The sequence below is a fragment of the Micromonospora sp. KLBMP9576 genome (genome assembly GCF_050941805.1).
Taxonomy (GTDB): Bacteria; Actinomycetota; Actinomycetes; order Mycobacteriales; family Micromonosporaceae; genus Micromonospora.
In genome coordinates this window covers 4,555,055-4,577,168 of sequence record NZ_CP194567.1, presented here as the reverse complement: position 1 = coordinate 4,577,168, position 22,114 = coordinate 4,555,055, and the positions used below count along the sequence as shown (strand labels likewise).

The window sequence follows — 22,114 nt, the reverse complement described above, 5'->3', positions numbered from 1 at the left end:
GGCTCCGCCGCTCTCAGCTCGGGCCGAGGCGGCGTTGCCGTTCGGCCCGCCACCAGCGGCGGATCAGCACGACGCTGGCGACCAGGCCGAGCGCGGCCGGGGCCGCCCCGAACCAGTTGACGTCGCCGGGGGTGGTGACCGCCGCGCCCACCGCCGCGTAGCCGAACGCGGTGGGTGCGGAGGCGAGCACGCTGCCGGCGAGGAACGGCAGCACCCGGGCGGCGGTGGTGCCGTAGCCGTAGCTGACCAGCCCGAACCCGGCGATCGGCAGCAGCCGTACGGTGATCACGCCCAGGACGCTCTGCCGGGCGAACCAGCCGTCGAGGCGGGCCAGCCGGCCGCGTACCCGGCCGGCGACGAAGTCCCGCCCGAGCAGGCGGCCGAGCGTGAAACCCAGCGCAGCCGCGAGCAGGGCGGCACCCAGCGCGTACGCGGCGCCCTCCAGCGCGCCGAAGACCGCGCCGGAGGCGAGCGTGATGAAGGTCCGGGGCACCAACGCGACCAGCAGCAGCGCGCCGCCGAGAACCGCCACCACGGGGGCGGCGCCGCCCAGCCGCTCGGCCAGCCGGGGCAGTTCCTCCGGCGCGGGCATGGGCACGACGAGCAGCGCCGCCCCGAAGGTGACGAGGAGGAGCAGCAGCAGCGCGAACCGCACGGCCGACGGCTGCCGAAGCAACCGCCGGACGGCCGGGATCATGCCCGGGCGGCGGCCGCCACCGCGGCGCGGCGTTCGGCGCGGAGCCGGTCCGGCCAGGTGTCGTCCAGCGGCGGAAGCTGGTGTGCGCCGGTGGCCCAGCGCAGCAGCAGGTCCGCCAGGGCGGGATTGCGGGCCAGCGCGGGGCCGTGCGAGTACGTGCCGAGCAGCTTGCCCCGCCACGCCCCCTCGGTGGCGCCGTCGTTGCCGACTCCGGCGGTGACCCGGGCCAGCGGGGAGACCCCGGGGCCGAGGTGGGTGCGCCCGCCGTGGTTCTCGAACCCGGTCAGCGCCGGCACGCCCAGGCGCGGGTCGATGTCGCCGGCCAGCTCGCCGACGGCGCGCGTCGGCCCCCGGTCGGAGGAGAAGTCCAGCAGCTCCAGCCCGGGGCAGAGGGCGCCCTTGGCGAAGAAGGAGGTGCCGAGGAGTTGGTAGCCGGCGCAGACACCGAACACGACCGACCCCTGGGCGGCCGCCCGGTGCAGGCCACCGTCGGCGAGCAGCCGCTGCGCGCCGAGCGCCTGCGGGCCGTCCTCGCCGCCCCCGATGAGGTAGATGTCGGCGGTGGAGGGCAGGCGCTGGTCGGAGCGGACCTCCATCACCTCGACCGGGAAGCCGCGCTGACGCGCCCGGCGGGCGAGGATCAGCGCGTTGCCGCGGTCGCCGTAGGTGGAGAGCAGGTCGGGGTAGATCCAGACGATGCGCAGGCTCTCAGTTGACACGGTCCAACTCCGCTCGGATGTCCTGGAACGCGGTGTAGTTCGCGATGACCTCCAGGCGCCCCGGGGGCACCGACCGGACGGCGTCGGCGAACGTCCGCACATGCTGGAAGGGCACGTCATTGACCTCCAGCCGGACCGCGAGGTCGTACGCGCGGTCGCCGGTGATCAGCACCTGCCGGCCCCGCAGCGGGGCGAAGTCGACGTCGAAGAGCCAGGAGGTGTCCATCCCGTCGGGATCCCGGGCGTTGATGGAGAGCAGCGTCGGCGCCAGGTCGGCCATGTCGAACGCCTCCAGCCAACTGGCCGGGTTCTTCGCCAGCAGCAGCCGGATGTTGCGGCCGTCCCGGTCGACCTGGGCGTAGCGGCCGGCCACGGAGGAGACGGTGCCGAGCTGGAGCACCGCGTCCACGGGCCGGACGCCGAACTCGGCGGCGACGGCCAGGGCGGTCGCGGCGTTGCCGACGTTCACCTTGCCGGGCAGTTGGAGCTGCACCTTGTGCCAGGCGCCGGTCGGGTCGACCACGCCGTCGTCCTCCACCGTCCACTGCGGCTGGGGCCGGCGCAGTGGGCAGCCGCTGCACCACCACTGGTCGCCCGAGCGTTGGATGGTGGAGCCGCACTCGGGGCAGACCCAGGAGTCGTCGTGCCAGCGTTGCCCGGCGCTGAACCAGGTGACGTGGGGCGGGGCGATGCGGTGGTCGTGGTTGGGCGGCGGGGTGGCGGCCCACACGACCATCGGGTCGTCGGCGTTGGCGATGATGCGTACGTCGGTGTGCCGGACCAGCGCGGCGCGCCAGAGCTGCGCCATCATGGCGACCTCCTTGGCCCGGTCGAGCTGGTCGCGGGAGAGGTTGAGCAGCGCGACCACGTGCGGCTCGGTGGCGTCCAGCACCTGGGCGAGGTAGTGCTCGTCCACCTCCAGCACCGCGTAGGGGGTGCTGCCGGCCTTGGCGAGCGCCGAGGTGTGGCCCGTGGGCATGTTGGCGCCGAACGAGTTGGTGGCGACGCGCCCGAGCACCCCGACCGCCGCGGCGGTGAGCCGGGTGGTGGTGGTCTTGCCGTTGGTGCCGGAGACCAGGGCGATGGCGCGCCCGCTCGACAGGTGGGCGAGCAGGTCGGGGTCGATCTTCAGGCCGATCCAGCCGCCGATCACCGAACCGTCGCCGCGGCCCGCGGCCCGCGACAGCGCCGCGGCGGTACGCGACACCGAGCTTGCCACCTTTGCCCGCAGGGGCATCTTCGCGTCCGTCACCCGAGCGAGGTTACCGGACCGGCGCGGGCGGTAGATCGGCGCGACGGCGAACCGTTCGGTCGGGGTGGCCCGGCGGGGTGGCCGGATCGCGCCCGGCCGGATGGAGTCGATCTATGTCGGAAAGCGGACGGCCGGCGGGGCCCGCGCCGCCCTCCACTCCGCTCCACCCACGTTGACGTGCTGTTTTGCGCGCCGAAAGGCCGCGCCGCGCGGGCGATTCTGGTTGCGGGTGGAGGGAAGTGGAGTAGAGTGGGGCGCGATGGTGAGGCCGGGAGGCCCACCGGCCCGGGGGGTCAGCGGCGCCGCGAACGCCGCTCGAGGGCGAGGGGGTTGGGCCGATGTTTCTCGGCACCCATACCCCACGCCTGGACGACAAGGGCCGGTTGATCCTCCCGGCGCGGTTCCGGGACGAGTTGGCGGGGGGTGTCGTGATAACCAAAGGACAGGATCGCTGCCTCTACGCCTTCCCGATGCCCGAGTTCCAGCGGATCGCGGAGCAGTTGCGCGCGCAACCCATGACGAACAAGGCGGCCCGGGCCTACAGCCGGGTCTTCTTCGCCAGCGCGCACGACGAGGTCCCCGACAAGCAGGGCCGGGTGACGATCCCGGCCCACCTGCGGGCCTACGCCGCTCTCGACCGGGATCTGGTCGTGATCGGCGCGAGCACCCGGGTGGAGATCTGGGACAGGGTCGCCTGGGAGACCTACCTCGCGGAGAGCGAAGACGACTTCGCCGACATCGAGGAGGGGGTGCTGCCCAGCGGTCTGTAGGGCGGGACGACGCCCGACGTACGGCGAGATCTCCACCCGCTTTCGAGTTCCTGGCATCCCTTCCCCGGTGCCAGGCGCACGATCCGGTCGGAGGGCCCCGGCCCCCGGCGGACGAGAGCGGATGGGGATCTGGCGGTACGACGGCACGGCGTCGCTCCGGCGACGGACGCATGACGGACAGAGGGGTCACAACCAGTGGGGGTCGACATGGGGGAGCTACGCGGCACGCATGTGCCGGTGCTGCTCGAGCGGTGTCTCGAGTTGCTGGCCCCCGCGCTGGGCCGGGGCGGGCGGACGGTCCACGTCGACGCGACGCTGGGCCTGGCCGGGCACGCCGAGGCGGTGCTCGAGGCGCATCCGGAGACGGTGCTGGTCGGGCTGGACCGGGACACCGAGGCGCTCGCCCACGCGCGCGTCCGGCTGGCCCGCTTCGCCGACCGCGTCCACCTGGAGCACGCCGTCTACGACGAGTTGCCGGAGGTGCTCGACCGGCTGGGCTACCCGGCGATCGACGGGATCCTGTTCGACCTGGGTGTCTCGTCCCTGCAACTCGACGCGCCCGACCGGGGGTTCGCCTACGCGCAGGACGCCCCGCTGGACATGCGGATGGACCAGACGCGGGGGGTGACCGCCGAGGAGGTGGTCAACAGCTACGCCCATCCGGACCTGGCCCGGGTGCTGCGGGTCTACGGCGAGGAGAAGTTCGCCGGCCGGATCGCCTCGGCGATCATCCGGGAGCGCGAGCGGGCGCCGATCACCTCGTCGGCGCGACTGGCCGAACTGGTCAGGCAGTCCATTCCGGCACCGGCGCGACGAACCGGGGGACACCCGGCCAAGAGAACGTTTCAGGCTTTACGGATCGAGGTAAACAAGGAGCTGGCGGCGCTGGAGACGGCGCTGCCAGCCGCGCTCGACAAGCTCACCGTGGGCGGCCGCATGGTGGTCCTGTCCTACCACTCGCTGGAGGACCGGCTCACCAAGGCGGCGCTCAGCGACCGGGTCCGCAGCAAGGGCCCGGTCGACCTCCCGGTCGAACTGCCCGGGTCAGGTCCGACGTTCCGGCTGCTCAGCCGGGGCGCCGAACTGCCCGGGGAGGCGGAGGTCGACGCGAACCCGCGCGCCGCCTCGGTGCGGCTGCGGGCCGCGGAGCGACTCGACCCGGACGCGGTGGAGCAGGGGCGTACCGACCGCGAACGGTACCGCCGGCGGGTGAAGGCGATGCACCAACCAGGGGTGGGATCCGGTGGATCCGAGACGGATCCGACGGACCCCGGGGGACGGGACAGGGACGGACGCAGAGGGGGAGGGACATGACGATTGACAAGCGCGACCGCCGGGACGTGACCGGCGGCCGGCAGCGCACACCGCGGTCGGGGGGCCGGACCGCGGCGGAGCGCGCCACGCGCATCGAGACCGGTACGCCGCGCGCGGACCGGGTGAACCGGCAGGGCGACACTCGCGCCCGGGGGGCGCGCGAGTTCCCGACCCAGGGCAGCGCCGCGCTGCGGCCGGTGGAGCGGGCCAACGCCGTCGAGGCGCCCGCGCCCCGACTGCGGGTGGCGCCGCCACCGCCGGTGCGGGTGCCGCGCGCGCCCTTCGCCGCGCTGGTGCTGGTGCTGGTGGTCGGCGGGGTGCTCGGCATCCTGCTGGTCAACACGAAGATCAATGAGAACGCCATCCGGATGGAGAAGCTCCAGGAGCAGCAGGCCAAGCTCGACGTGGAGCAGCAGCAGCTCAACAAGCAGATCGTCGACGCGGAGGCCCCGGGCAACCTGGAGGCCCGGGCCCGCCGGCTGGGTCTGGTGGAGGCCGGTGAGCCGGCGTACATCCGGCTGCCCGACGGCAAGGTGATCGGCGTGCCGCAGCCGGCCGAGGGCCAGCCCTCGATCACCAGCCAGCAGGGCGCGGGAGGCTGACGACAGTGCCGCCGAGATCGGAGGAACCGCGCCGGGACGCCACAGGCTCCCGGCGTGGTTCGTCCCGTGACACCGGCCGTCGGGGCGCCCAGCCGCGGGCCGGTGAGCCGGGCGTCGGCGGCATCTCGGATGCCCGGGCGTACACGCCGCGCGGGCGCACGGTGCGTGAGCAGCGCGCCGGCGGCCGGGCCGCGCCCGACGCCGACGCCGGCCCCGCCGAGCAGCGCCGTACCCCGCGCAGCACCCGATCCGGCGACCCGTTCCGCCCCGCCCTGCAGGTGCTCGACGGCGGGCGCGCGGGCGCCGGTCGGGCCGGCCGGCGGGAGGCGGCCGGGCGCCCCGGCGTCGTGCGTACCGTCACGCCGCGCGCCCCCGGTCACGACGACCCGCCGCCGCGCCGGCGCGCCGCCGCGCCGCGCCCGGCGCGCCGCCCGGACCGCCCGGCCGCCCGGCGCCCGTCACGCAAGCGACCCAAGCCGCCCCGGCTCGCCGATCCCCGGCTGAGGCTGCGGCTGGGCACCGTGCTCACCCTCGTGCTGTTCGCCGTCATCGGCATCCGGCTGGTCGTCCTGCAGGCCGTGGAGACCCCGGCGTACGCGGGCGGCGGCCTCGTCGACCGGCTGCGCACCGTCACGCTGCCGGCGGCGCGTGGCGGCATCTACGACCGCTCCGGCGCCCCCCTGGCACACAGTGTCGAGGCCCGCTACGTCTACGCCGACCCCACCCAGATCGAGGACCTGCCGGCGACCGCCCGGGCGCTCTCACCCCTGCTCGGCATCCCCGCGTCCGAGCTGGCCGAGAAGATGAAGCCGCGCAAGCGGGACAGCGGCGAGGACTCGCGGTTCGAATACCTCGCCCGTGGGGTGGACATCGGCCAGGCCCGGCGGATCACCGGGCTGGAACTGGCCGGCATCTACACCCAACGCGACGAGCGGCGCGAGGTGCCCGGCGGCGACCTCGCGGCCAACCTGCTCGGTTTCACCAGTCAGGACATGGTCGGGCTGGAAGGGCTGGAGGCCCGCTACGACGACCTGCTGCGCGGCAAGGACGGCAAGCGGGTCTACGAGGTCGGCCTCGGTGACCTCGCCGCCCCGATCCCCGGCGGCTACAGCGAGACGACCGAGGCCAAGCCGGGCAGCTCCCTGCAGCTCACCATCGAACGCGACCTGCAGTTCATGACGCAGCGGATGCTCAGCCGGCACATGACGCGCAGCAAGGGCAGCACCGGCGCGGCGGTGGTGATCGAGATTCCCTCCGGCGAGGTGCTGGCCCAGGCCAGCCACCCCACCTACAACGCGGCGAAACCCGTGCCGAGCGACCCGACCGACCGGGAGGACGCGGCCACCAGTTTCGTCGTGGACCCCGGCTCGGTGCACAAGGCGATCACCTTCGGCGCGGCGCTGCAGGAACGCGTGATCACGCCCGACACCACGCTGCCGATCGCCAACAGCATCCAGAAGGGTGACACCCCGTTCGCCGATACGCACCCGGCCAACGGGCGGCGGATGAGCCTGCCCGGCATGATGGCGTACTCGTCGAACGTCGGCACCATCCAGATCGCCGACAAGCTCGGCCCGGAACGCCTCATCGACTACCAGAAACGCTTCGGCCTCGGTGAGCCGACGCGGGTCGGCATGCCCGGCGAGGCCAGCGGGCGGCTGCTGCCGGTCGAGGAGTGGAGCGGCTCGTCGGCCGGGTCGGTGCCGATCGGGCACAGCGTGGACGCCACGCCGCTGCAGATGGCCGCCGCGTACGCGACGATCGCCAACAACGGCACCTACGTGCAGCCGCGCCTGGTCAAGGAGGTGATCGGGCCGGACGGCAAGCGGACGCCGACCGAACCCCCGGTCACCCGGTCGGTGCTCAGCCCGGAGAACGCCGCCGCGCTGCGGCACATCCTGGAGGCGGTCACCACGGTCGAGGACGCCACCGGCCGGGCCGCGGCGATCCCGGAGTGGCGGGTCGCCGGAAAGACCGGCACCGGCTGGCGGCTGGTGGACGGGCGCAGGCAGTCCGGCGAGGTGGCCTCGTTCATCGGGATGGCGCCGGCCGAGAATCCGCGCTACGTGATCGCGGTCTTCGCGCACACGCCGTCGGGCGGGGGCGGGGACATCGCGGCCCCGGCGTTCCGGGAGATGATGCAGTACACGCTGCGTCACAACGGCGTGCCGCCGAGTGGGCAGAAGGCCCCGAAGTTCACGGTCTATCCGCGCTGAGCGGCCACGTCGCGACATCATCGGTGAGTGCGGACGAACCACCGGGGCGGCAGTGCGGTCGGAACCGGACGACCGGGTAGGGTCTGACGCCGTGCCCGGCAATCCTCGTCCACACAATGTGCCCGGTCTCCGGCTCGGCGAACTCGCCGTCCGGCTCGCCGTGGAGCCCCCGCCGGAGGCCGCCGCGCTGGTGGTGACCGGGGTGACCCACGCCAGCCAGGAGGTCCGCCCCGGCGACCTGTACGCCGCCCTGCCCGGTGCCCGCCGCCACGGGGCGGAGTTCGCCGCCGCCGCCGCCGCGGCCGGTGCGGTGGCCGCGTTGACCGATCCGGCGGGCGCCCCGGCGGTGGTCGAGGCGGGCCTGCCGGCGCTGGTGGTGTCCGACCCGCGCGCGGTGCTGGGCACCCTCGCGGGGGCCGTCTACGGCGATCCGACCGAGGCACTGACGGTGATCGGGGTGACCGGCACGGCCGGCAAGACCTCGACGGCCTACCTGGTCGAGTCGGGCCTGCGCGCCGCCGGCCACACCACCGGCCTGATCGGCACCGTCGAGACCCGCCTCGGCGACCTGGTGATCGACAGCGTGCGCACCACGCCCGAGGCCACCGACCTGCACGCCATGCTGGCCGCCGCCCGCGAGCGCGGCGTCACCGCCGTGGTCATGGAGGTCTCCAGCCACGCCCTGGCGATGGGCCGGGTCGGCGGCGTCCGGTTCACCGTCGGCGGCTACACCAACTTCGGCTCCGACCACCTCGACTTCCACGCCGACTCGGCGGACTACTTCGCCGCGAAGGCGCTGCTGTTCGACGGGCGCTGCGCGGTGGAGGTGCTCAACCACGACGACCCGGCGCTGAAGCCGCTGTACGGCCCGGCGACGGTCACCTACTCGGCGGCCGGCGACCCGGGCGCCACCTGGTGGGCCGACGAGGTCAGCGGCGAGGGGTACGCGCAGCGGTTCACCGCGCACGGCCCGGGCGGGCTGGTCCTGCCGACCGGCGTGGCGCTGCCGGGCCGGCACAACGTGGCCAACGCCCTGCTGGCCCTCGCCCTGCTGGTCGCCGCCGGGGTGGATCCGCGGGCCGCCGCCGCCGGCGTGGCCGCCTGCGGCGGGGTCCCCGGTCGGCTGGAGCTGGTGGACGCGCCCGGCCCGGTGCGGGGCGTGGTCGACTACGCGCACAAGGCGGACGCGATCGTCGCCGCGCTGGCGGCCCTGCGGGAGTTCGGCGCCGGCCGGTTGATCTGTGTGATCGGTGCCGGCGGGGACCGGGACCGGGGTAAACGGCCGGTGATGGGCGCCGCCGCGGCGGAGGGAGCCGATGTGGTGCTGGTGACCGACGACAACCCGCGCACCGAGGACCCGGCGGCGATCCGGGCCGAGGTGCTCGCCGGCGCGCGCCGGGCCGGCACGACGGCCCGGGTCGAGGAGGTGCCCGACCGCCGCAGTGCCATCGAGGCGGCGGTCCGGCTGGCCGGGCCGGGTGACGTGGTCGCGGTGCTCGGCAAGGGCCACGAGCGCGGGCAGGAGATCGGCGGCGAGGTGCTCGCGTTCGACGACCGCACCGAGCTGACCGACGCGCTGCGTGCCCGCTTCGCGGACCCGGCGGGTCAACGGTGATCGCGCTGAGCCTGGCCGAGGTCGCCTCGGCGGTCGACGGGCGGCTGGCCGGCGCCGACGGGCAGGCCCGGGTCACCGGTCCGGTCGAGTTCGACTCACGCAAGGTGTGCCCCGGCGCGCTCTTCGTCGCCTTCGCGGGCGAGAAGGTGGACGGGCACGACTACGCGGCCGGCGCGGTGGCGGCCGGCGCGGTGGCAGTGCTCGGCACCCGGGAGGTGCCGGGCGTGCCGATGGTGCTGGTCGACGACGCGTTGGCCGCGCTCGGCCGGCTGGCCCGCGCGGTGGTCGACCGGCTGCCCGGGCTCACCGTCATCGGGTTGACCGGCTCGTCGGGCAAGACCACCACCAAGGACCTGATCGCCCAGCTCGCCGCACGGCTCGGCCCGACCGTCGCACCGCCCGGTTCGTTCAACAACGAGCTGGGGCACCCGTACACGGCGTTGCAGGCCGGCTCGCAGACCCGCTACCTGGTGATGGAGAAGGGCGCCCGCGGGGTGGGGCACGTGCGCTACCTGTGCGACGTGGTGCCGCCGCGGATCGCGGTGGTGCTCAACGTCGGGGTGGCGCACATCGGCGAGTTCGGTTCGGTGGAGACGATCGCGCTGGCCAAGGGCGAGCTGGTCGAGGCGCTGCCCGCCGACGGGCTGGCCGTGCTGAACGCCGACGACCCGCTGGTCGACGCGATGGCCGCGCGTACGGTCGCCCGGGTGGTCCGCTACGGCGAGGCGGCGCACGCCGACGTGCGGGCCGAGGACGTGACGCTGGACGACCGGGCGCGGCCCGCGTACACCCTCGTCACGCCGGAGGGGCGCGCGCCGGTGCGGCTCGGGCTGACCGGCCGGCACCAGGTGTCCAACTCGCTGGCGGCCGCCGCGGTGGCCCGCGAACTGGGCATGCCGCTGGCCGAGACGGCGACCGCGCTGGGTGCCCTGGGGCTGGTCTCCACCCGTCGGATGGACGTCTTCGAACGCGTCGACGGGGTGACCGTCATCGACGACTCGTACAACGCCAATCCCGCCTCGATGGCGGTCGCGCTGCGCGCGCTGGCCGGCATCGGGCGGGATCGGCGCACCATCGCGGTGCTCGGCTACCTGGCCGAGCTGGGCCCGTTCGAACGTGACGGGCACGTCGAGGTCGGCCGGCTCGCGGCCGAACTGGGCGTCGACCGGCTGCTCGTGGTGGGTGAGCCGGCCGCGCCGATCCATGAGGGCGCGACATCGGTAGGTAACTGGGGAGGAGAGTCGGTGCTGCTCACCGATCAGGCGGCGGCCGTCGAGGTGCTGCGGAGCGAGTTACGGCCGGGCGACGTCGTCCTGGTGAAGGGCTCCCGGTACCGCACCTGGGAGGTGGCCGACGCGTTGCGCGCCGACGCCGCCGGCACCGGGGCCGATCCGACGGAGGGTGACGCCGCATGAGGGCGGTCATCGTCGCCATCGGGGTGGCCTTCCTGGTCTCGCTGTTCTGCACCCCGATCGCGATCAAGGTGTTCGCCCGGCTGAAGGCCGGCCAGCCGATCCGATCAAACCTCGGACTCGCCAGCAACGAGGGCAAGAAGGGCACGCCGACGATGGGCGGCGTGGTGTTCATCCTCGCCACGGTCATCGCGTACGTGGCGGGCCACCTGGCCCTGACCACCCTGCCGGACGCGCAGATCGCCCAGGTCGAGCCGACGATCACCGCGCTGGTGCTGCTGGGGCTGATGGTCTTCTCCGGCGCCGTCGGTTTCATCGACGACTTCCTCAAGGTGCGCAAGCGGCACAGCGGCGGGCTCAACAAGCGCGGCAAGCTGCTCGGCCAGATCCTGGTCGGTGCGGTCTTCGGCGTGGTGGCGCTCTACTTCCCGAGCACCATGACCGACGCCGCGGGGGCCGAGACCAACACGGAGACCGTGGGCAGCACGACGCTCAGCTTCATCCGGGACATCCCGGCGCTGGACGTCACCAAGATCGGCGCGGTGGTCATCTTCATCTTCGTGGTGATGGCGGCGACCAACGGAGTCAACCTCACCGACGGCCTCGACGGCCTGGCCACCGGCGCCTCGGTGATGGTCCTCGCGGCGTACGCGCTGATCGCCTTCTGGCAGTACCGGCACTGGTGCGCCGACCCGAACTACACCCAGGACTACTGCTACGCGGTCCGGGATCCGTTGGAGATCGCGCTGATCGCCGGCGCGGCGGCGGGTGCCTGCGTCGGCTTCCTGTGGTGGAACACCTCGCCGGCGCGGATCTTCATGGGCGACACCGGCGCGCTGGGCCTCGGCGGGCTCATCGCCGGCATGGCGATGTCCACCCGGACGATCCTGCTGCTGCCGATCATCGGTGGCCTCTTCGTGATCATCACGATGTCCGTGGTGATCCAGATCATCTCGTTCCGTACCACCGGCAAGCGGGTGTTCCGGATGTCGCCGTTGCAGCACCACTTCGAGCTCGCCGGGTGGAGCGAGGTCAACATCGTGGTGCGGTTCTGGATCATCGCCGGCATCGGTGTCGCCATCGCGCTGGGCCTGTTCTACAGCGAGTTCCTCGCCAACATGGCCTGAGCCGGTCGGCACGCCCCGTCGCGGGGCCCGGGCGCGCGTCGCCCGGGCCCCGCGACGCGTCCGCCCGGACGCCGCCGGACGGCCCGACACGCCGACCGGCCGGTTGCGCAGGTGGCGGCCCGGCGAAACCGCCATGATGTTCCCGTGGGGGAGGGACGAGGCATCGAGGTCACGACAGAGTCAACGCCCGGGCGGTCACCGGGGGGCAGGCGGTCGCGGGCCGCGCCCGCCGCGACGCGTGCAGCGGAGGGCCCGGGTCCTCAGGCGTCGCGCGGCCTGGACGCCGCGGGTGGGCTGGCCGCGTTGCGCGGGCTGCTGGAGCGGCCGATGGCCTCCTACTACCTGCTGCTGTCCAGCGCCGGCCTGCTGCTGCTGATCGGCCTCACCATGGTCTTCTCGGCCACCAGCGTGCGGGACTACGCGACGAACGGCAACGCCTCGACGTCCCTGGTCAAGCAGGCGATCTTCGCGGTGATCGGCATCGTCGCGTTCTGGGCCTGCCAGCGGCTGCCGGCGACCACCTACCGGGCGCTGGGCCGGCCGCTGCTGTTCACCGCCGTCGGCCTGCTGCTGGTGCTCAACCTGCTGCTCGTGTACGCCCGGCTGACCAAGCAGGAGTCGGCCCAGTTCGGCCCGATCGAGGCCCGGCTGCTCTGGCTCTTCATCGGCGGCATCCAGGTGCAGCCCTCCGAGCTGGCGAAGTTCGCGCTGGTCCTCTGGGGGGCCCACGTGATCGCCCGCAAGGGCGCCGCGCTGGGCTGGTGGCGCGAGCTGGCCACGCCGCTCTTCCCCGTGGTCGGCCTGCTCTTCGTCCTCGTCGGCTACAACGACCTGGGCACCATGCTCTGCCTGCTCTCGCTTGTGGTGGGGCTGCTCTGGGCGGCCGGGGTGCGCAAGCGGGTCTTCGCCGCGCTCTCGGCGGTCGGCCTGCTCGGCATCGGCCTGCTGGTCGCGGTGGCCTCGCTCGGCGCCGGTTCGGGCGAGAAGGGCGCGAAGAACTACCGGCTGGCCCGGCTGACCGCGTTCATCAACCCGCCGCCGCCGGACCAGTGCAAGCTGGAGGATTGCTACCAGATCGCCCAGGCCCGGTACGCGATCGAGAACGGCGGGTGGTTCGGCGTCGGCCTCGGCAAGAGCATCGCCAAGTGGGAGTGGCTGCCGGCGGCGGAGAACGACTTCATCTTCGCGGTGGTCGCCGAGGAGCTGGGCGTGGTGGGCTGCGTCGTGGTGGTGGCGCTCTTCGCCGTGCTGGCGTACACGGGGTTGCGGATCGCCCGTCGGGTCGAGGACCCGTTCCGCCGGCTCGCCGCCGCGGCGGCGACCACCTGGCTGGTCGGCCAGGCGGTGATCAACATCGGTGGGGTGGTCGGCCTGCTGCCGCTGACCGGCGTGCCGCTGCCGTTCATCTCCGACGGCGGCAGCGCCCTGGTGGTCACCCTCGCCGCGATCGGCATGCTCGCCTCCTTCGCCCGCGCGGAACCCGACGCGGCCAGAGCACTGCATGCCCGTCCGCCGGCCCGATGGGTCCGACTACTCTGGGCCCCGTTGCCGCCGCTTCCCGGTCGGCGCCGCCGTCCGGCGGCGCCCCCGGCTGCCCGAGGGTCCGTACCCCGGGCGCGGGAGCGGCGGCCGGACGATGTGGCCGCACCACGCGGCGTCCGGCTGGCCCGGACCCGCGGCGGGTCGGCGGACGAGAGGAGACGTTGATGGGTCCGCTGCGTTCGGTGGTGCTCGCGGGAGGTGGCACCGGGGGGCACATCTACCCGCTGCTCGCCTTCGCCGACTGCCTTCGCCGACACGACCCCGGCGTCCGGATCACCTGCCTGGGCACCCCGAAGGGCCTGGAGAACGAGCTGATCCCGCCGCAGGGCTACGACCTGCGCCAGATCCCGGCCTACCAGCTGCCCCGGTCGGTCAACCTGAACCTGGTCAAGACCCCGGGTCGGATGTGGACCGCGGCCCGCGCCGCCGGCAAGGTCATCGACGAGGTGCGCGCGGAGGTGGTCGTGGGCTTCGGCGGGTACGTCTCCGTGCCGGCCTACCTCGCCGCCTGGCGGCGCGAGCTGCCGATGGTGATCCACGAGGTGAACGTGCCGCCGGGGGTCGCCAACCGGCTCGGCATGAGGTTCACGAAGCATGTGGCGGCCGGCTTCCCGCACCAGCCGGCCCAGTCCGAGGCCCTGCGCGACGCCCGGGTGGTGGGTGTGCCGCTGCGCCGGGGCATCGCCGGGCTGGACCGGGCCGCCATGCGCGACCGGGCCAGGGCCCACTTCGGGCTGCGCCCCGACCTGCCGGTGCTCTTCGTCGCCGGCGGCTCGCAGGGCGCCCGCTCGATCAACCTCGCCGTCGCGGGGGCCGCCAAGGAACTGGCCCGCAACGGGGTGCAGGTGCTGCACGTGATCGGCGCCCGCAACGAGCCGGTCCCGGTCCCCACCGACCTGCCGGTGCCGTACGTGACGCTGCCGTACCTGTCCGAGATGGAGGCCGGCTACGCCGCGGCCGACCTGATGCTCGGCCGGGGCGGGGCGATGACGTGCGCGGAGGTGGCCGCGATCGGGCTGCCCACCATCTACGTGCCGTACCCGCACAGCAACCAGGAGCAGAAGCGCAACGCGTTGCCCGTGGTGGAGGCCGGCGGCGGGCTGCTCGTGGACGACGCCGAGCTGACCCCGGACTGGGTCGAGCGGACCGTTATCCCGCTGATCCGCGACCGGCACCGGTTGCACGCGATGGGCGTCGCCGCGTCCGCGTACGGGCGTCGTGACGGCGACGAGGCACTGCTCAACTTCGTCTACGAGGCGGTGGCCCGATGACCGAGGGCACCGCGACGGGAAGGTACCCGGCATGAACACCGCACAGTTCACCCCGGCCGGCACGCTCACGGCGGAGGACCTGGGCACGATCCATCTGATCGGCGTCGGTGGGGTCGGCATGAGCGGCCTGGCCCGGCTCTTCCTCACCCGGGGCCTGCGGGTCTCCGGCAGCGAGCTGCGGGAGTGGCCCTCCCTGGCTGGCATGCGCGCGCTCGGCGGCACCGTGCACATGAGCCACGAGGTGAGCAACCTCGACGGCGTCGACACGGTCGTCTACTCCTCGGCGATCCCGCAGGACCACCTGGAGATGGTGGAGGCGCGCCGGCGCGGCCTGCGCGTGCTGCACCGCTCCGAGGCGCTGGCCGCCGCGATGACGGGCCGCCGGACGGTGGCGGTCGCGGGCACCCACGGCAAGACGACCACGACGTCGATGGTCACGATGGTGTTCCAGCAGGCCGGGCAGGATCCGTCCTTCGTGATCGGTGGGGAGATCTCCGAGGTCGGCTCGGGCGCCCACCACGGCTCGGGCGAGTACTTCGTGGTCGAGGCGGACGAGAGCGACCGCTCCTTCCTGATCTACCGCCCGTACGTGTCGATCATCACGAACGTCGAGGCCGACCACCTGAACACGTACGGCGACCTCGCCACGCTGGAGGGGGCCTTCGCCGAGTTCGCCCGGCTCACCGACCCGGAGGGCTTCATCATCACCTGCGCCGACGACCCGGGCGGGCGGCGGCTGGCCGAGACGCTGCGCGCCGAGGGCCGTCGGGTGCACACCTACGGCGAGGCGGCCGACGCCGACCTGCGGCTGACCGACGTGGCGTCGTCGGCGCGCGGGGTGCGATACCTGGCGAGCATCGACGGGCGGTCCCTCGGCGAGTTCCGGCTGCCGGTGCCCGGGCGGCACATGGGGCTCAACAGCGCCTCGGCCGTGCTGGCCGCGTACCTGCTGGGGTTGCCGCTGGAGGCGGCGGAGGGCGCGCTCGCGGCGTTCCCCGGCGTGCGGCGGCGCTTCGAGCGCAAGGGCGTCGCGGACGACGTGCTGGTCTACGACGAGTACGCCTACCACCCGACCTCGATGACGCTCGCGTTGCAGACGCTGCGCGAGGTGGCCGGGCGCGGCCGGGTCATCGTGGTCTTCCAGCCCTACCGGGTCTACCGCACCCGGGAGTTGCAGGCGGAGATCGGCGCGTCGCTCGCCATCGCCGACGAGGTGGTGCTGCTGGAGGTCTTCGGCCCGGGCGAGTTGCGCGAGCCGGGTGAGGGGTCGGCGGCGCTGATCGAGGCGGTGCCGTTGCCGGCGGAGCGGAAGGTCTTCGTGGACTCCTGGGACGCCGCGCCGGTGGAGGCGGCCCGCCGGGCCCGCCCGGGCGACGTCGTGGTGACCATGGGCGCCCCGCCGATCTCCCTGATGGGGGACCTGCTGCTGGACGCGTTGTCGGCGCGTACCGCCGGTGCGGCGACGCCGACGGGCACGACGCCCGGCGGGGACGCCGGCGGGGCGACGAGCATCGGTGGCACCGTCCCCGGCGTCGGCGGTGCGGTCGCGGACGGCGCGACGCCCGCGGCCGGATGAGTCCCGGCCCGGCGCGGGGGCGCACCACCGGCGCGGACGGCGGCGGCCGGCGCGGGCCGGAGCGCCGGTGGCGGCTGGTCCGGGCGGGCAGCGACGCGGTCCCCGCCTCCACCCGCCGGTTCATGGCCCGGGCCCGGCAGCGCCGGATGCGCGCGGCGCTGCCGTGGGCGGTCGCCGCGGGCGTGGTCGTGGCGGCCGGGATGCTGGCCTGGGCGCTGCTCGGCACCGGCCTGCTGGGGGTGCGCGAGGTGCGCGTGGAGGGCGCCGAGCTGGTCACCGCCGTGCAGGTCCGCGACGCGGCGGCGGTGCGTGACGGCGCTCCGCTGGCCCGGGTGGACCTGGCGGCCACCGGGCGCCGCGTCGGCGCGCTGCCGGCGGTCCAGCGGGCCGTGGTGACCCGGGACTGGCCGGACACGCTCGTGGTGCGGGTGACCGAGCGCACGGGCGTGGCGGCGGTGCCGCGCGGGGAGCAGTTCGCGGTGATCGACCGCGAGGGGGTGGTCTTCCGAAGCGTGCCGCGGCTCCCGGACGGGCTGCCGGTGGTGCGGCTCGCCGAGCCGGGACCGGGCGACGGGCCGACCCGGGCGGCGCTGGAGGTGCTCGGCGTGCTCACCCCGCAGCTGCGGGCCGAGCTGGTGGACGTGACCGTCGAGGGGCTGGCCCGGATCACGCTGCGCCTGCGCGGGGACCGGGTGGTGGTCTGGGGGGACGCGACCCGGGGCGCGGACAAGGCCCGGGTGGCCAGCGCACTGCTCGACCGGAAGGCCGAGACCATCGACGTCAGCGCGCCGGACGTGGTGACCCTGCGGTGACCGGTGGACGTGAGCCGTCCCGCTCCGGCTGCGACACGCCGAGCGGGTCCTTGGCTCATCGCGTGAGGGCGCTTACGTTGCCCCGAAGGGGATCAGTGGTTGACATAACAGTAAGCCTCTAGTAGAGGGTGAGGGTTTACCCCTGATTCTCGCTGGTGCAGCTGTCGTCGGCCGCTGGTCTGGCCAAGCCGTAAATCGGTCGGCCCATGCCAATCTCGAAGGAAAGGACCGGAGATGACACCTCCGCACAACTACCTGGCGGTCATCAAGGTCGTCGGCATCGGTGGCGGCGGCGTCAACGCCGTCAACCGGATGATCGAGGTTGGGCTCAAGGGCGTCGAGTTCATCGCGATCAACACCGACGCGCAGGCGCTGCTCATGAGCGACGCCGACGTGAAGCTCGACGTCGGCCGCGAGCTGACCCGCGGGCTCGGCGCGGGCGCCAACCCCGACGTCGGCAAGAACGCCGCCGAGGACCACCGCGACGAGATCGAGGAGGTGCTCAAGGGCGCCGACATGGTCTTCGTCACCTGCGGTGAGGGTGGCGGCACGGGCACCGGCGGTGCGCCCGTGGTGGCGAACATCGCCCGCAAGCTCGGGGCGCTCACCATCGGCGTGGTGACCCGCCCGTTCTCGTTCGAGGGCAAGCGCCGTCAGGTGCAGGCGGAGTCCGGAATAGACGAACTCCGCAACCAGTGCGACACGCTGATCGTCATCCCCAACGACCGGCTGCTGGCGCTCGGCGACCGCAACATCAGCATGATGGACGCGTTCCGCACCGCCGACCAGGTGCTGCTCTCCGGTGTCCAGGGCATCACCGACCTGATCACCACCCCGGGTCTGATCAATCTGGACTTCGCCGACGTCAAGAGCGTGATGAGCGGGGCGGGCAGCGCGCTCATGGGCATCGGCAGCGCACGCGGCGAGAACCGCGCCGTCGAGGCGGCCGAGGCGGCCATCTCCAGCCCGCTGCTCGAGCAGAGCATGGACGGCGCGCGCGGCGTGCTGCTCTCCATCGCCGGCGGGTCCGACCTGGGCCTGTTCGAGATCAACGACGCGGCCCAGCTCGTCACCGACGCGGCCCACCCGGACGCCAACATCATCTTCGGGGCCGTCATCGACGACGCCCTCGGCGACGAGGTGCGGGTCACCGTCATCGCGGCGGGCTTCGACGGGGGGACCCCGGCGTACAAGGCGGTCGAGTCGCCCCGCAAGAGCAACCAGAACCAGCCGGCGCAGCCGGGCACCCCGGTCGCGCCGCCGGCTACCATGCCGGCCCCGCAGCAGTCGCCCCGCCGGGTGCTCTTCGACGACGTCGACGTGCCCGACTTCCTCAAGAACGGTTCCTGAACCGCGCCGATGGACAGTCCAGTCACGGTGGACCCGGGCCGCAGCGCGGAGATCGCGGCCGGCCTGGCCCACGTACGGTCCCGGATCTCGGCCGCCTGCGCCGCCGCGGGGCGCACCGACTCCGAGGTCACCATGATCGCGGTGACCAAGACCTACCCGGCCGGGGACGTGCTGGCCCTGGCCGGGCTCGGCGTCCTCGACGTGGGGGAGAACCGCGACCAGGAGGCGTCCGCCAAGGCGGCCGAGGTGGCCGAGGCCGGGCTGACCCCCCGGTGGCACTTCATCGGGCAGCTACAGCGCAACAAGGCCCGCTCGGTGGTCCGCTACGCCGACGCCGTGCACTCGGTCGACAGCGTCCGGCTGGCCCGGGCGCTGGACGCGGCGTCGGCGGCCCACCGGGACCGGCCGCTGGAGGTGCTGCTCCAGGTGAGCCTCGACTCCGACGCCGCCCGGGGCGGGGCGCTGCCGGACTCGCCCGATCCGGGCGTCGGGCTCGGCGCGGTGGCCGAGACGGTCGCCGGCGCGCAGGCCCTGCGGCTGGCCGGCCTGATGGCGGTGGCGCCGCTGGGCTGGGAGCCGGAGCGGGCGTTCGCCCGGCTGGCGGAGGTGGCCGCCGGGTTCCGGACGGTCCATCCGGGAGCCGTCGCGCTCTCCGCCGGGATGAGCGGCGACCTGGAAATCGCGATCCGGTACGGCGCGACACATGTCCGCGTCGGCAGCGCGTTGCTCGGAATGCGTCCCACGCTGCGGTAGCCTGACCCGCGAGAAGCAAATTACATCTGTGTTGTTTGAAGGAACGGCGTCCCGTTGTCCGGGGCGTGGCGTGCGACGCGAATCGCGTGCCAGGGGATTGCCGGTCCGCTCCGGTGGGCAGAAGTGGTCCACTCGCGACAAGCGACACGGCACGGGGGCGCATGCCGCACGGCGGACGGGAAGGGCGCGGGATGGGTGCACTGCGCAAGGCGGGGGTCTGGCTCGGTCTGGTCGAAGAGGACGACGAGCGGGCCTACGACGACGGTGGTTACGACAAGGGCGGCTACCGCGATTCGCGTTACCGGCAGAGCCGGTACTCGGAGGAGTTCGCCGACGAGGACGAGGACGACTCCGACGAGCCGCCGGCGCCCCGGTCCCGGCTCGGTGACCGTGGTCGGCTCTCCGAGCGCGCCAGCCGGGCGGCGGAGGCCGAGCGGGGCGACACCGACCGGCCGGAGCGGAGCGAGCGGTCCAGTGTCCGCTCCATCACCCGGCCGTCGACCGCCGACACCTCGGGCGCGCTGACCTACCACACCCGCGACAACCTGGCCCTGGCGCCGCAGTCGCAGCCCCGGGAGCGGGCGATGATCGCCGAGGAGGAGCAGCGCTACCAGATCACCACGCTGCACCCCACCACGTACCGGGAGGCGCGCACCATCGGTGAGCACTTCCGCGACGGCGTCCCGGTGATCATCAATCTGACCGAGATGGACGAGGCGGACGCGCGCCGACTCGTCGACTTCGCCGCCGGTCTGGCGTTCGGGCTGCGGGGTACGATCGAGCGCGTGACCAATCGGGTGTTCCTGCTCTCACCGGCCAATGTCCAGGTCACCGCTGAGGACAAGGCCAAGATCGCCGAGGGTGGCTTCTTCAGTCTGAGCTAGCCCCGCCCGACCCGAGGGACGTCGCCTGCCGTGTTGTCGATCGTGCTGCAAGTGCTGTATCTGGTGCTCTATTTCTTCCTGCTCACCCTGCTCGCCCGATTCGTCCTGAGCGCCGTCCTGCAGTACGGCCGGCGCTGGCAGCCGGGGCGCGGGGCATCGGCGGGGTTGGAAATCGTGTGGAGCGTCACTGATCCCCCCCTCAAGGCGTTGAGGCGTGTGATCCCTCCGTTGCGAATTGGTACCGTGAGCATCGACCTGGCCTCACTTGTGCTCCTGGTTATCCTGTTCGTGCTGATGGAGTTCGTGTTGAGGCGGTCGATCATCGGCACCGTCTGATGACCGACGCGCTTTCGCGGCCGCAACTGACCCGAGGAGTTTCGATGCCGCTGACCCCGGCCGACGTCCACAACGTCGCCTTCAAAAAGCCGCCGATCGGCAAGCGGGGCTACGACGAGGAGGAGGTCGATGCTTTCCTGGACGAGGTCGAGCGTGAGCTGGCCCGTCTGATCGAGGAGAACAACGAGCTGCGCGCCCAGGTGGAGCGCGGCGGCCGTGGTGGCGCTCCCGCCGGACCTGTCGGCGACCCGCGTCTCGCGGCGGAGCTCAACGACGTCAAGGCCCAGCTCGACCGGGTGCAGCGCGACAAGGCGGCGGCCGAGCAGGCCGCCCGCGCGATGCAGGCCGAGCTGGAGCAGGTCCGGTCCGCCGGTGGCCCGGCGGTCGGCGGCGCGGACGGTGAGCAGCAGGCGCTGCGGGTGCTGATGATGGCCCAGCGGACGGCCGACGACCACGTCTCGGACGCCCGCCGTGAGGCCGACCAGTTGCTCTCCGAGGCCCGCTCCAAGGCCGAGGACGTCACCCGCGAGGCCCGCTCCAAGGCTGACGCCCTGGAGCGCGACGCCCGCCAGCGGCACCAGGAGGCCATGGGCGGCCTGGACGCCAAGCGCACCGCGCTGCAGAAGCACATCGAGGAACTCAAGCAGTTCGAGCGCGAGTACCGCACCCGGCTCAAGGCATACCTGGAGAGCCAGCTGCGCGACCTCGACGGCCGGGGTCAGGGCCTGGAGGCCGAGATGACCCGCGGTGGCGAGGGTGCTCGCGCCGTCGGCGGCAACGGGCTGGCCGCGGCCGGTCTCGCCGGTTCCTACGGCGGCGGTCGCTCCGGCGCCCTCGAATCCGGCCGCTGAAGCACCGGTCGGCGACCGTCGTTCCCATGACGGTCGCCGACCTCGGCCTCATCAGCACGACGCGGCGGGGGTGAGCCGTCATGGTCGCCAGTCTTCTGCTCATCCTCGTCGCGGTGGTGCTGTTGGTGCTCGGCCTGGCCAGTGGTTCCAGCGTTTTCCTGACGATCTCCATCGCGGCCAGTCTGCTGGCCGCCGTCGCGCTGGTCGCGGGCGCCCGCCAGGCGGTCGCGGCCCGGTCGGCGGCGGTGGATCCGGGTCGGCCGCGATGGCGGCCCGGCCGGCCGGCCCGTCCGGGGGGTCCGGTCCCGGCGGCTGCGCCGCCGGCCGAGCCGGAGATTCCCGTCCAGCACGTTCGCTCCACGATCGACCCCGACGGCACCGGGCGGCGGCAACCGCCCGAGCCGTCGGTGATCGACGGCGAGGTCCCGCTCACCGCGTACGGTGCCGGCGCGGCCGCGCTGTACGACGAGCCGCCCGCGCAGGAGGTCACGCCGATCGAGGCCGCCCGGGTGGCCCGCCTCGGCGCCCAGGTGTGGGTGATCGACGGGCGGCCCCGCTATCACCTGTCGGACTGCGCACACCTCACCGGGCGCGAATACGAGCCGGTGCCGGTCGCCGAGGCAGTCGATCTCGGCTTCACCCCGTGCGCCCGCTGCGCGCCCGACACGGCCCTGCTCGCCGACGCCGGCCGGGCATGAGCGGCGGGACAGGCCCGTGGACGACCCCCTGACCGTCGCGGTCCGGGTGAAGCCCGGCACCGCCCGGGCCCGCGTCGGCGGTCGTTTCGACGGGCCGTACGGGCCCGCCCTCGTGATCGCGGTGCACGCGCCGGCCGTGGACGGTCGGGCCACCGAGGCGGCCCGACGGGCGTTGGCCGGCGCGCTGGGCGTACGGCCGGCGGTGGTGTCGCTGCGGGCCGGCGCGGCCAGCCGCGACAAGCTCTTCCTCGTCGAGCGCCCGGCACCGGGGTCGGCCGGGGCGTTGCGCCGGCTGCGCGACGGGGCCGCCGCGTGAA

At 73.7% G+C, this 22,114-nt stretch carries 19 protein-coding genes and 2 pseudogenes; 18 read left to right on the top strand and 3 right to left on the bottom strand.

All coding sequences use genetic code 11. The annotated features are described in order from the left end of the window. Positions 1–13: 13 nt before the first annotated feature. From ACQ452_RS19985 to ACQ452_RS19975, 3 genes are read right to left on the bottom strand one after another with little or no spacing between them, the layout of a single operon-like run. On the bottom strand, positions 14–754 hold the full coding sequence (locus ACQ452_RS19985; RefSeq protein ID WP_433394269.1) for a TVP38/TMEM64 family protein: 741 nt from the start codon (positions 752–754) through the stop codon (positions 14–16). Beyond that, positions 694–1,416 carry a type 1 glutamine amidotransferase gene (locus ACQ452_RS19980; protein WP_433386642.1) on the bottom strand — a complete coding sequence of 241 codons (723 nt, stop codon included), beginning with the start codon at positions 1,414–1,416 and terminating at the stop codon, positions 694–696. Before ACQ452_RS19980 ends, ACQ452_RS19985 begins: the two co-directional genes overlap by 61 nt. Then, complete coding sequence (locus ACQ452_RS19975) at positions 1,406–2,653, bottom strand: MurT ligase domain-containing protein (RefSeq protein ID WP_433394267.1); 1,248 nt, start codon at positions 2,651–2,653, stop codon at positions 1,406–1,408. The genes ACQ452_RS19980 and ACQ452_RS19975 overlap by 11 nt, the downstream gene beginning before the upstream one ends. Before the next feature lie 353 nt (positions 2,654–3,006). On the opposite strand from ACQ452_RS19975, the gene mraZ reads away from it, so the two are divergent. The 18 genes and pseudogenes from mraZ to ACQ452_RS19885 all read left to right on the top strand — a co-directional run bounded on the left by mraZ (position 3,007) and on the right by ACQ452_RS19885 (position 22,113). After that, complete coding sequence (gene mraZ, locus ACQ452_RS19970) at positions 3,007–3,438, top strand: division/cell wall cluster transcriptional repressor MraZ (protein WP_433386641.1); 432 nt, start codon at positions 3,007–3,009, stop codon at positions 3,436–3,438. 207 nt (positions 3,439–3,645) lie between these two features. Next, positions 3,646–4,759: pseudogene (rsmH, locus tag ACQ452_RS19965) on the top strand (16S rRNA (cytosine(1402)-N(4))-methyltransferase RsmH). Further along, on the top strand, positions 4,749–5,354 hold the full coding sequence (locus ACQ452_RS19960) for a hypothetical protein (protein WP_433386640.1): 606 nt from the start codon (positions 4,749–4,751) through the stop codon (positions 5,352–5,354). The pseudogene rsmH and the gene ACQ452_RS19960 overlap by 11 nt, the downstream one beginning before the upstream one ends. 5 nt (positions 5,355–5,359) lie before the next feature. Beyond that, positions 5,360–7,570, top strand: coding sequence for a peptidoglycan D,D-transpeptidase FtsI family protein (locus tag ACQ452_RS19955; RefSeq protein WP_433386639.1), 2,211 nt, complete (start codon positions 5,360–5,362; stop codon positions 7,568–7,570). Between the two features lie 52 nt (positions 7,571–7,622). Further along, positions 7,623–9,185: a UDP-N-acetylmuramoyl-L-alanyl-D-glutamate--2,6-diaminopimelate ligase gene (locus ACQ452_RS19950; protein ID WP_433386638.1), complete on the top strand. Its 1,563-nt coding sequence runs from the start codon at positions 7,623–7,625 to the stop codon at positions 9,183–9,185. Then, positions 9,182–10,600 carry a UDP-N-acetylmuramoyl-tripeptide--D-alanyl-D-alanine ligase gene (locus ACQ452_RS19945; RefSeq protein WP_433386637.1) on the top strand — a complete coding sequence of 473 codons (1,419 nt, stop codon included), beginning with the start codon at positions 9,182–9,184 and terminating at the stop codon, positions 10,598–10,600. The genes ACQ452_RS19950 and ACQ452_RS19945 overlap by 4 nt, the downstream gene beginning before the upstream one ends. Further along, the gene (gene mraY, locus ACQ452_RS19940; RefSeq protein WP_433386636.1) at positions 10,597–11,724 is read left to right on the top strand and encodes a phospho-N-acetylmuramoyl-pentapeptide-transferase; all 1,128 of its coding nucleotides are present in this window, start codon (positions 10,597–10,599) and stop codon (positions 11,722–11,724) included. The genes ACQ452_RS19945 and mraY overlap by 4 nt, the downstream gene beginning before the upstream one ends. 294 nt (positions 11,725–12,018) lie before the next feature. Beyond that, on the top strand, positions 12,019–13,431 hold the full coding sequence (locus tag ACQ452_RS19935; RefSeq protein WP_433394265.1) for an FtsW/RodA/SpoVE family cell cycle protein: 1,413 nt from the start codon (positions 12,019–12,021) through the stop codon (positions 13,429–13,431). Further along, positions 13,431–14,537, top strand: coding sequence for an undecaprenyldiphospho-muramoylpentapeptide beta-N-acetylglucosaminyltransferase (gene murG / locus ACQ452_RS19930; RefSeq protein WP_433386635.1), 1,107 nt, complete (start codon positions 13,431–13,433; stop codon positions 14,535–14,537). The genes ACQ452_RS19935 and murG overlap by 1 nt, the downstream gene beginning before the upstream one ends. Positions 14,538–14,568: 31 nt before the next feature. Then, the gene (murC, locus tag ACQ452_RS19925) at positions 14,569–16,113 is read left to right on the top strand and encodes a UDP-N-acetylmuramate--L-alanine ligase (protein ID WP_433386634.1); all 1,545 of its coding nucleotides are present in this window, start codon (positions 14,569–14,571) and stop codon (positions 16,111–16,113) included. Then, complete coding sequence (locus ACQ452_RS19920) at positions 16,110–16,925, top strand: cell division protein FtsQ/DivIB (RefSeq protein WP_433386633.1); 816 nt, start codon at positions 16,110–16,112, stop codon at positions 16,923–16,925. The genes murC and ACQ452_RS19920 overlap by 4 nt, the downstream gene beginning before the upstream one ends. 234 nt (positions 16,926–17,159) lie before the next feature. Beyond that, a complete protein-coding gene (ftsZ, locus tag ACQ452_RS19915; protein ID WP_433386632.1) occupies positions 17,160–18,275 on the top strand; it encodes a cell division protein FtsZ in 1,116 nt (371 codons plus the stop codon). Between the two features lie 9 nt (positions 18,276–18,284). Next, a complete protein-coding gene (locus ACQ452_RS19910) occupies positions 18,285–19,028 on the top strand; it encodes a YggS family pyridoxal phosphate-dependent enzyme (protein ID WP_433386631.1) in 744 nt (247 codons plus the stop codon). A gap of 191 nt (positions 19,029–19,219) precedes the next feature. Continuing rightward, entirely contained in the window at positions 19,220–19,912 is a 693-nt protein-coding gene (locus tag ACQ452_RS19905) for a cell division protein SepF (RefSeq protein ID WP_433386630.1), read from the top strand. Between the two features lie 30 nt (positions 19,913–19,942). Continuing rightward, positions 19,943–20,248, top strand: a complete 306-nt coding sequence (locus ACQ452_RS19900) for a YggT family protein (RefSeq protein WP_433386629.1) — start codon at positions 19,943–19,945, stop codon at positions 20,246–20,248. A gap of 44 nt (positions 20,249–20,292) precedes the next feature. Further along, positions 20,293–21,099, top strand: coding sequence for a DivIVA domain-containing protein (locus ACQ452_RS19895; protein WP_433386628.1), 807 nt, complete (start codon positions 20,293–20,295; stop codon positions 21,097–21,099). A gap of 80 nt (positions 21,100–21,179) precedes the next feature. Further along, positions 21,180–21,829: pseudogene (locus ACQ452_RS19890) on the top strand (hypothetical protein). Then, on the top strand, positions 21,814–22,113 hold the full coding sequence (locus ACQ452_RS19885; protein WP_433386627.1) for a DUF167 domain-containing protein: 300 nt from the start codon (positions 21,814–21,816) through the stop codon (positions 22,111–22,113). Before ACQ452_RS19890 ends, ACQ452_RS19885 begins: the two are co-directional and overlap by 16 nt. Position 22,114 lies beyond the last annotated feature (1 nt).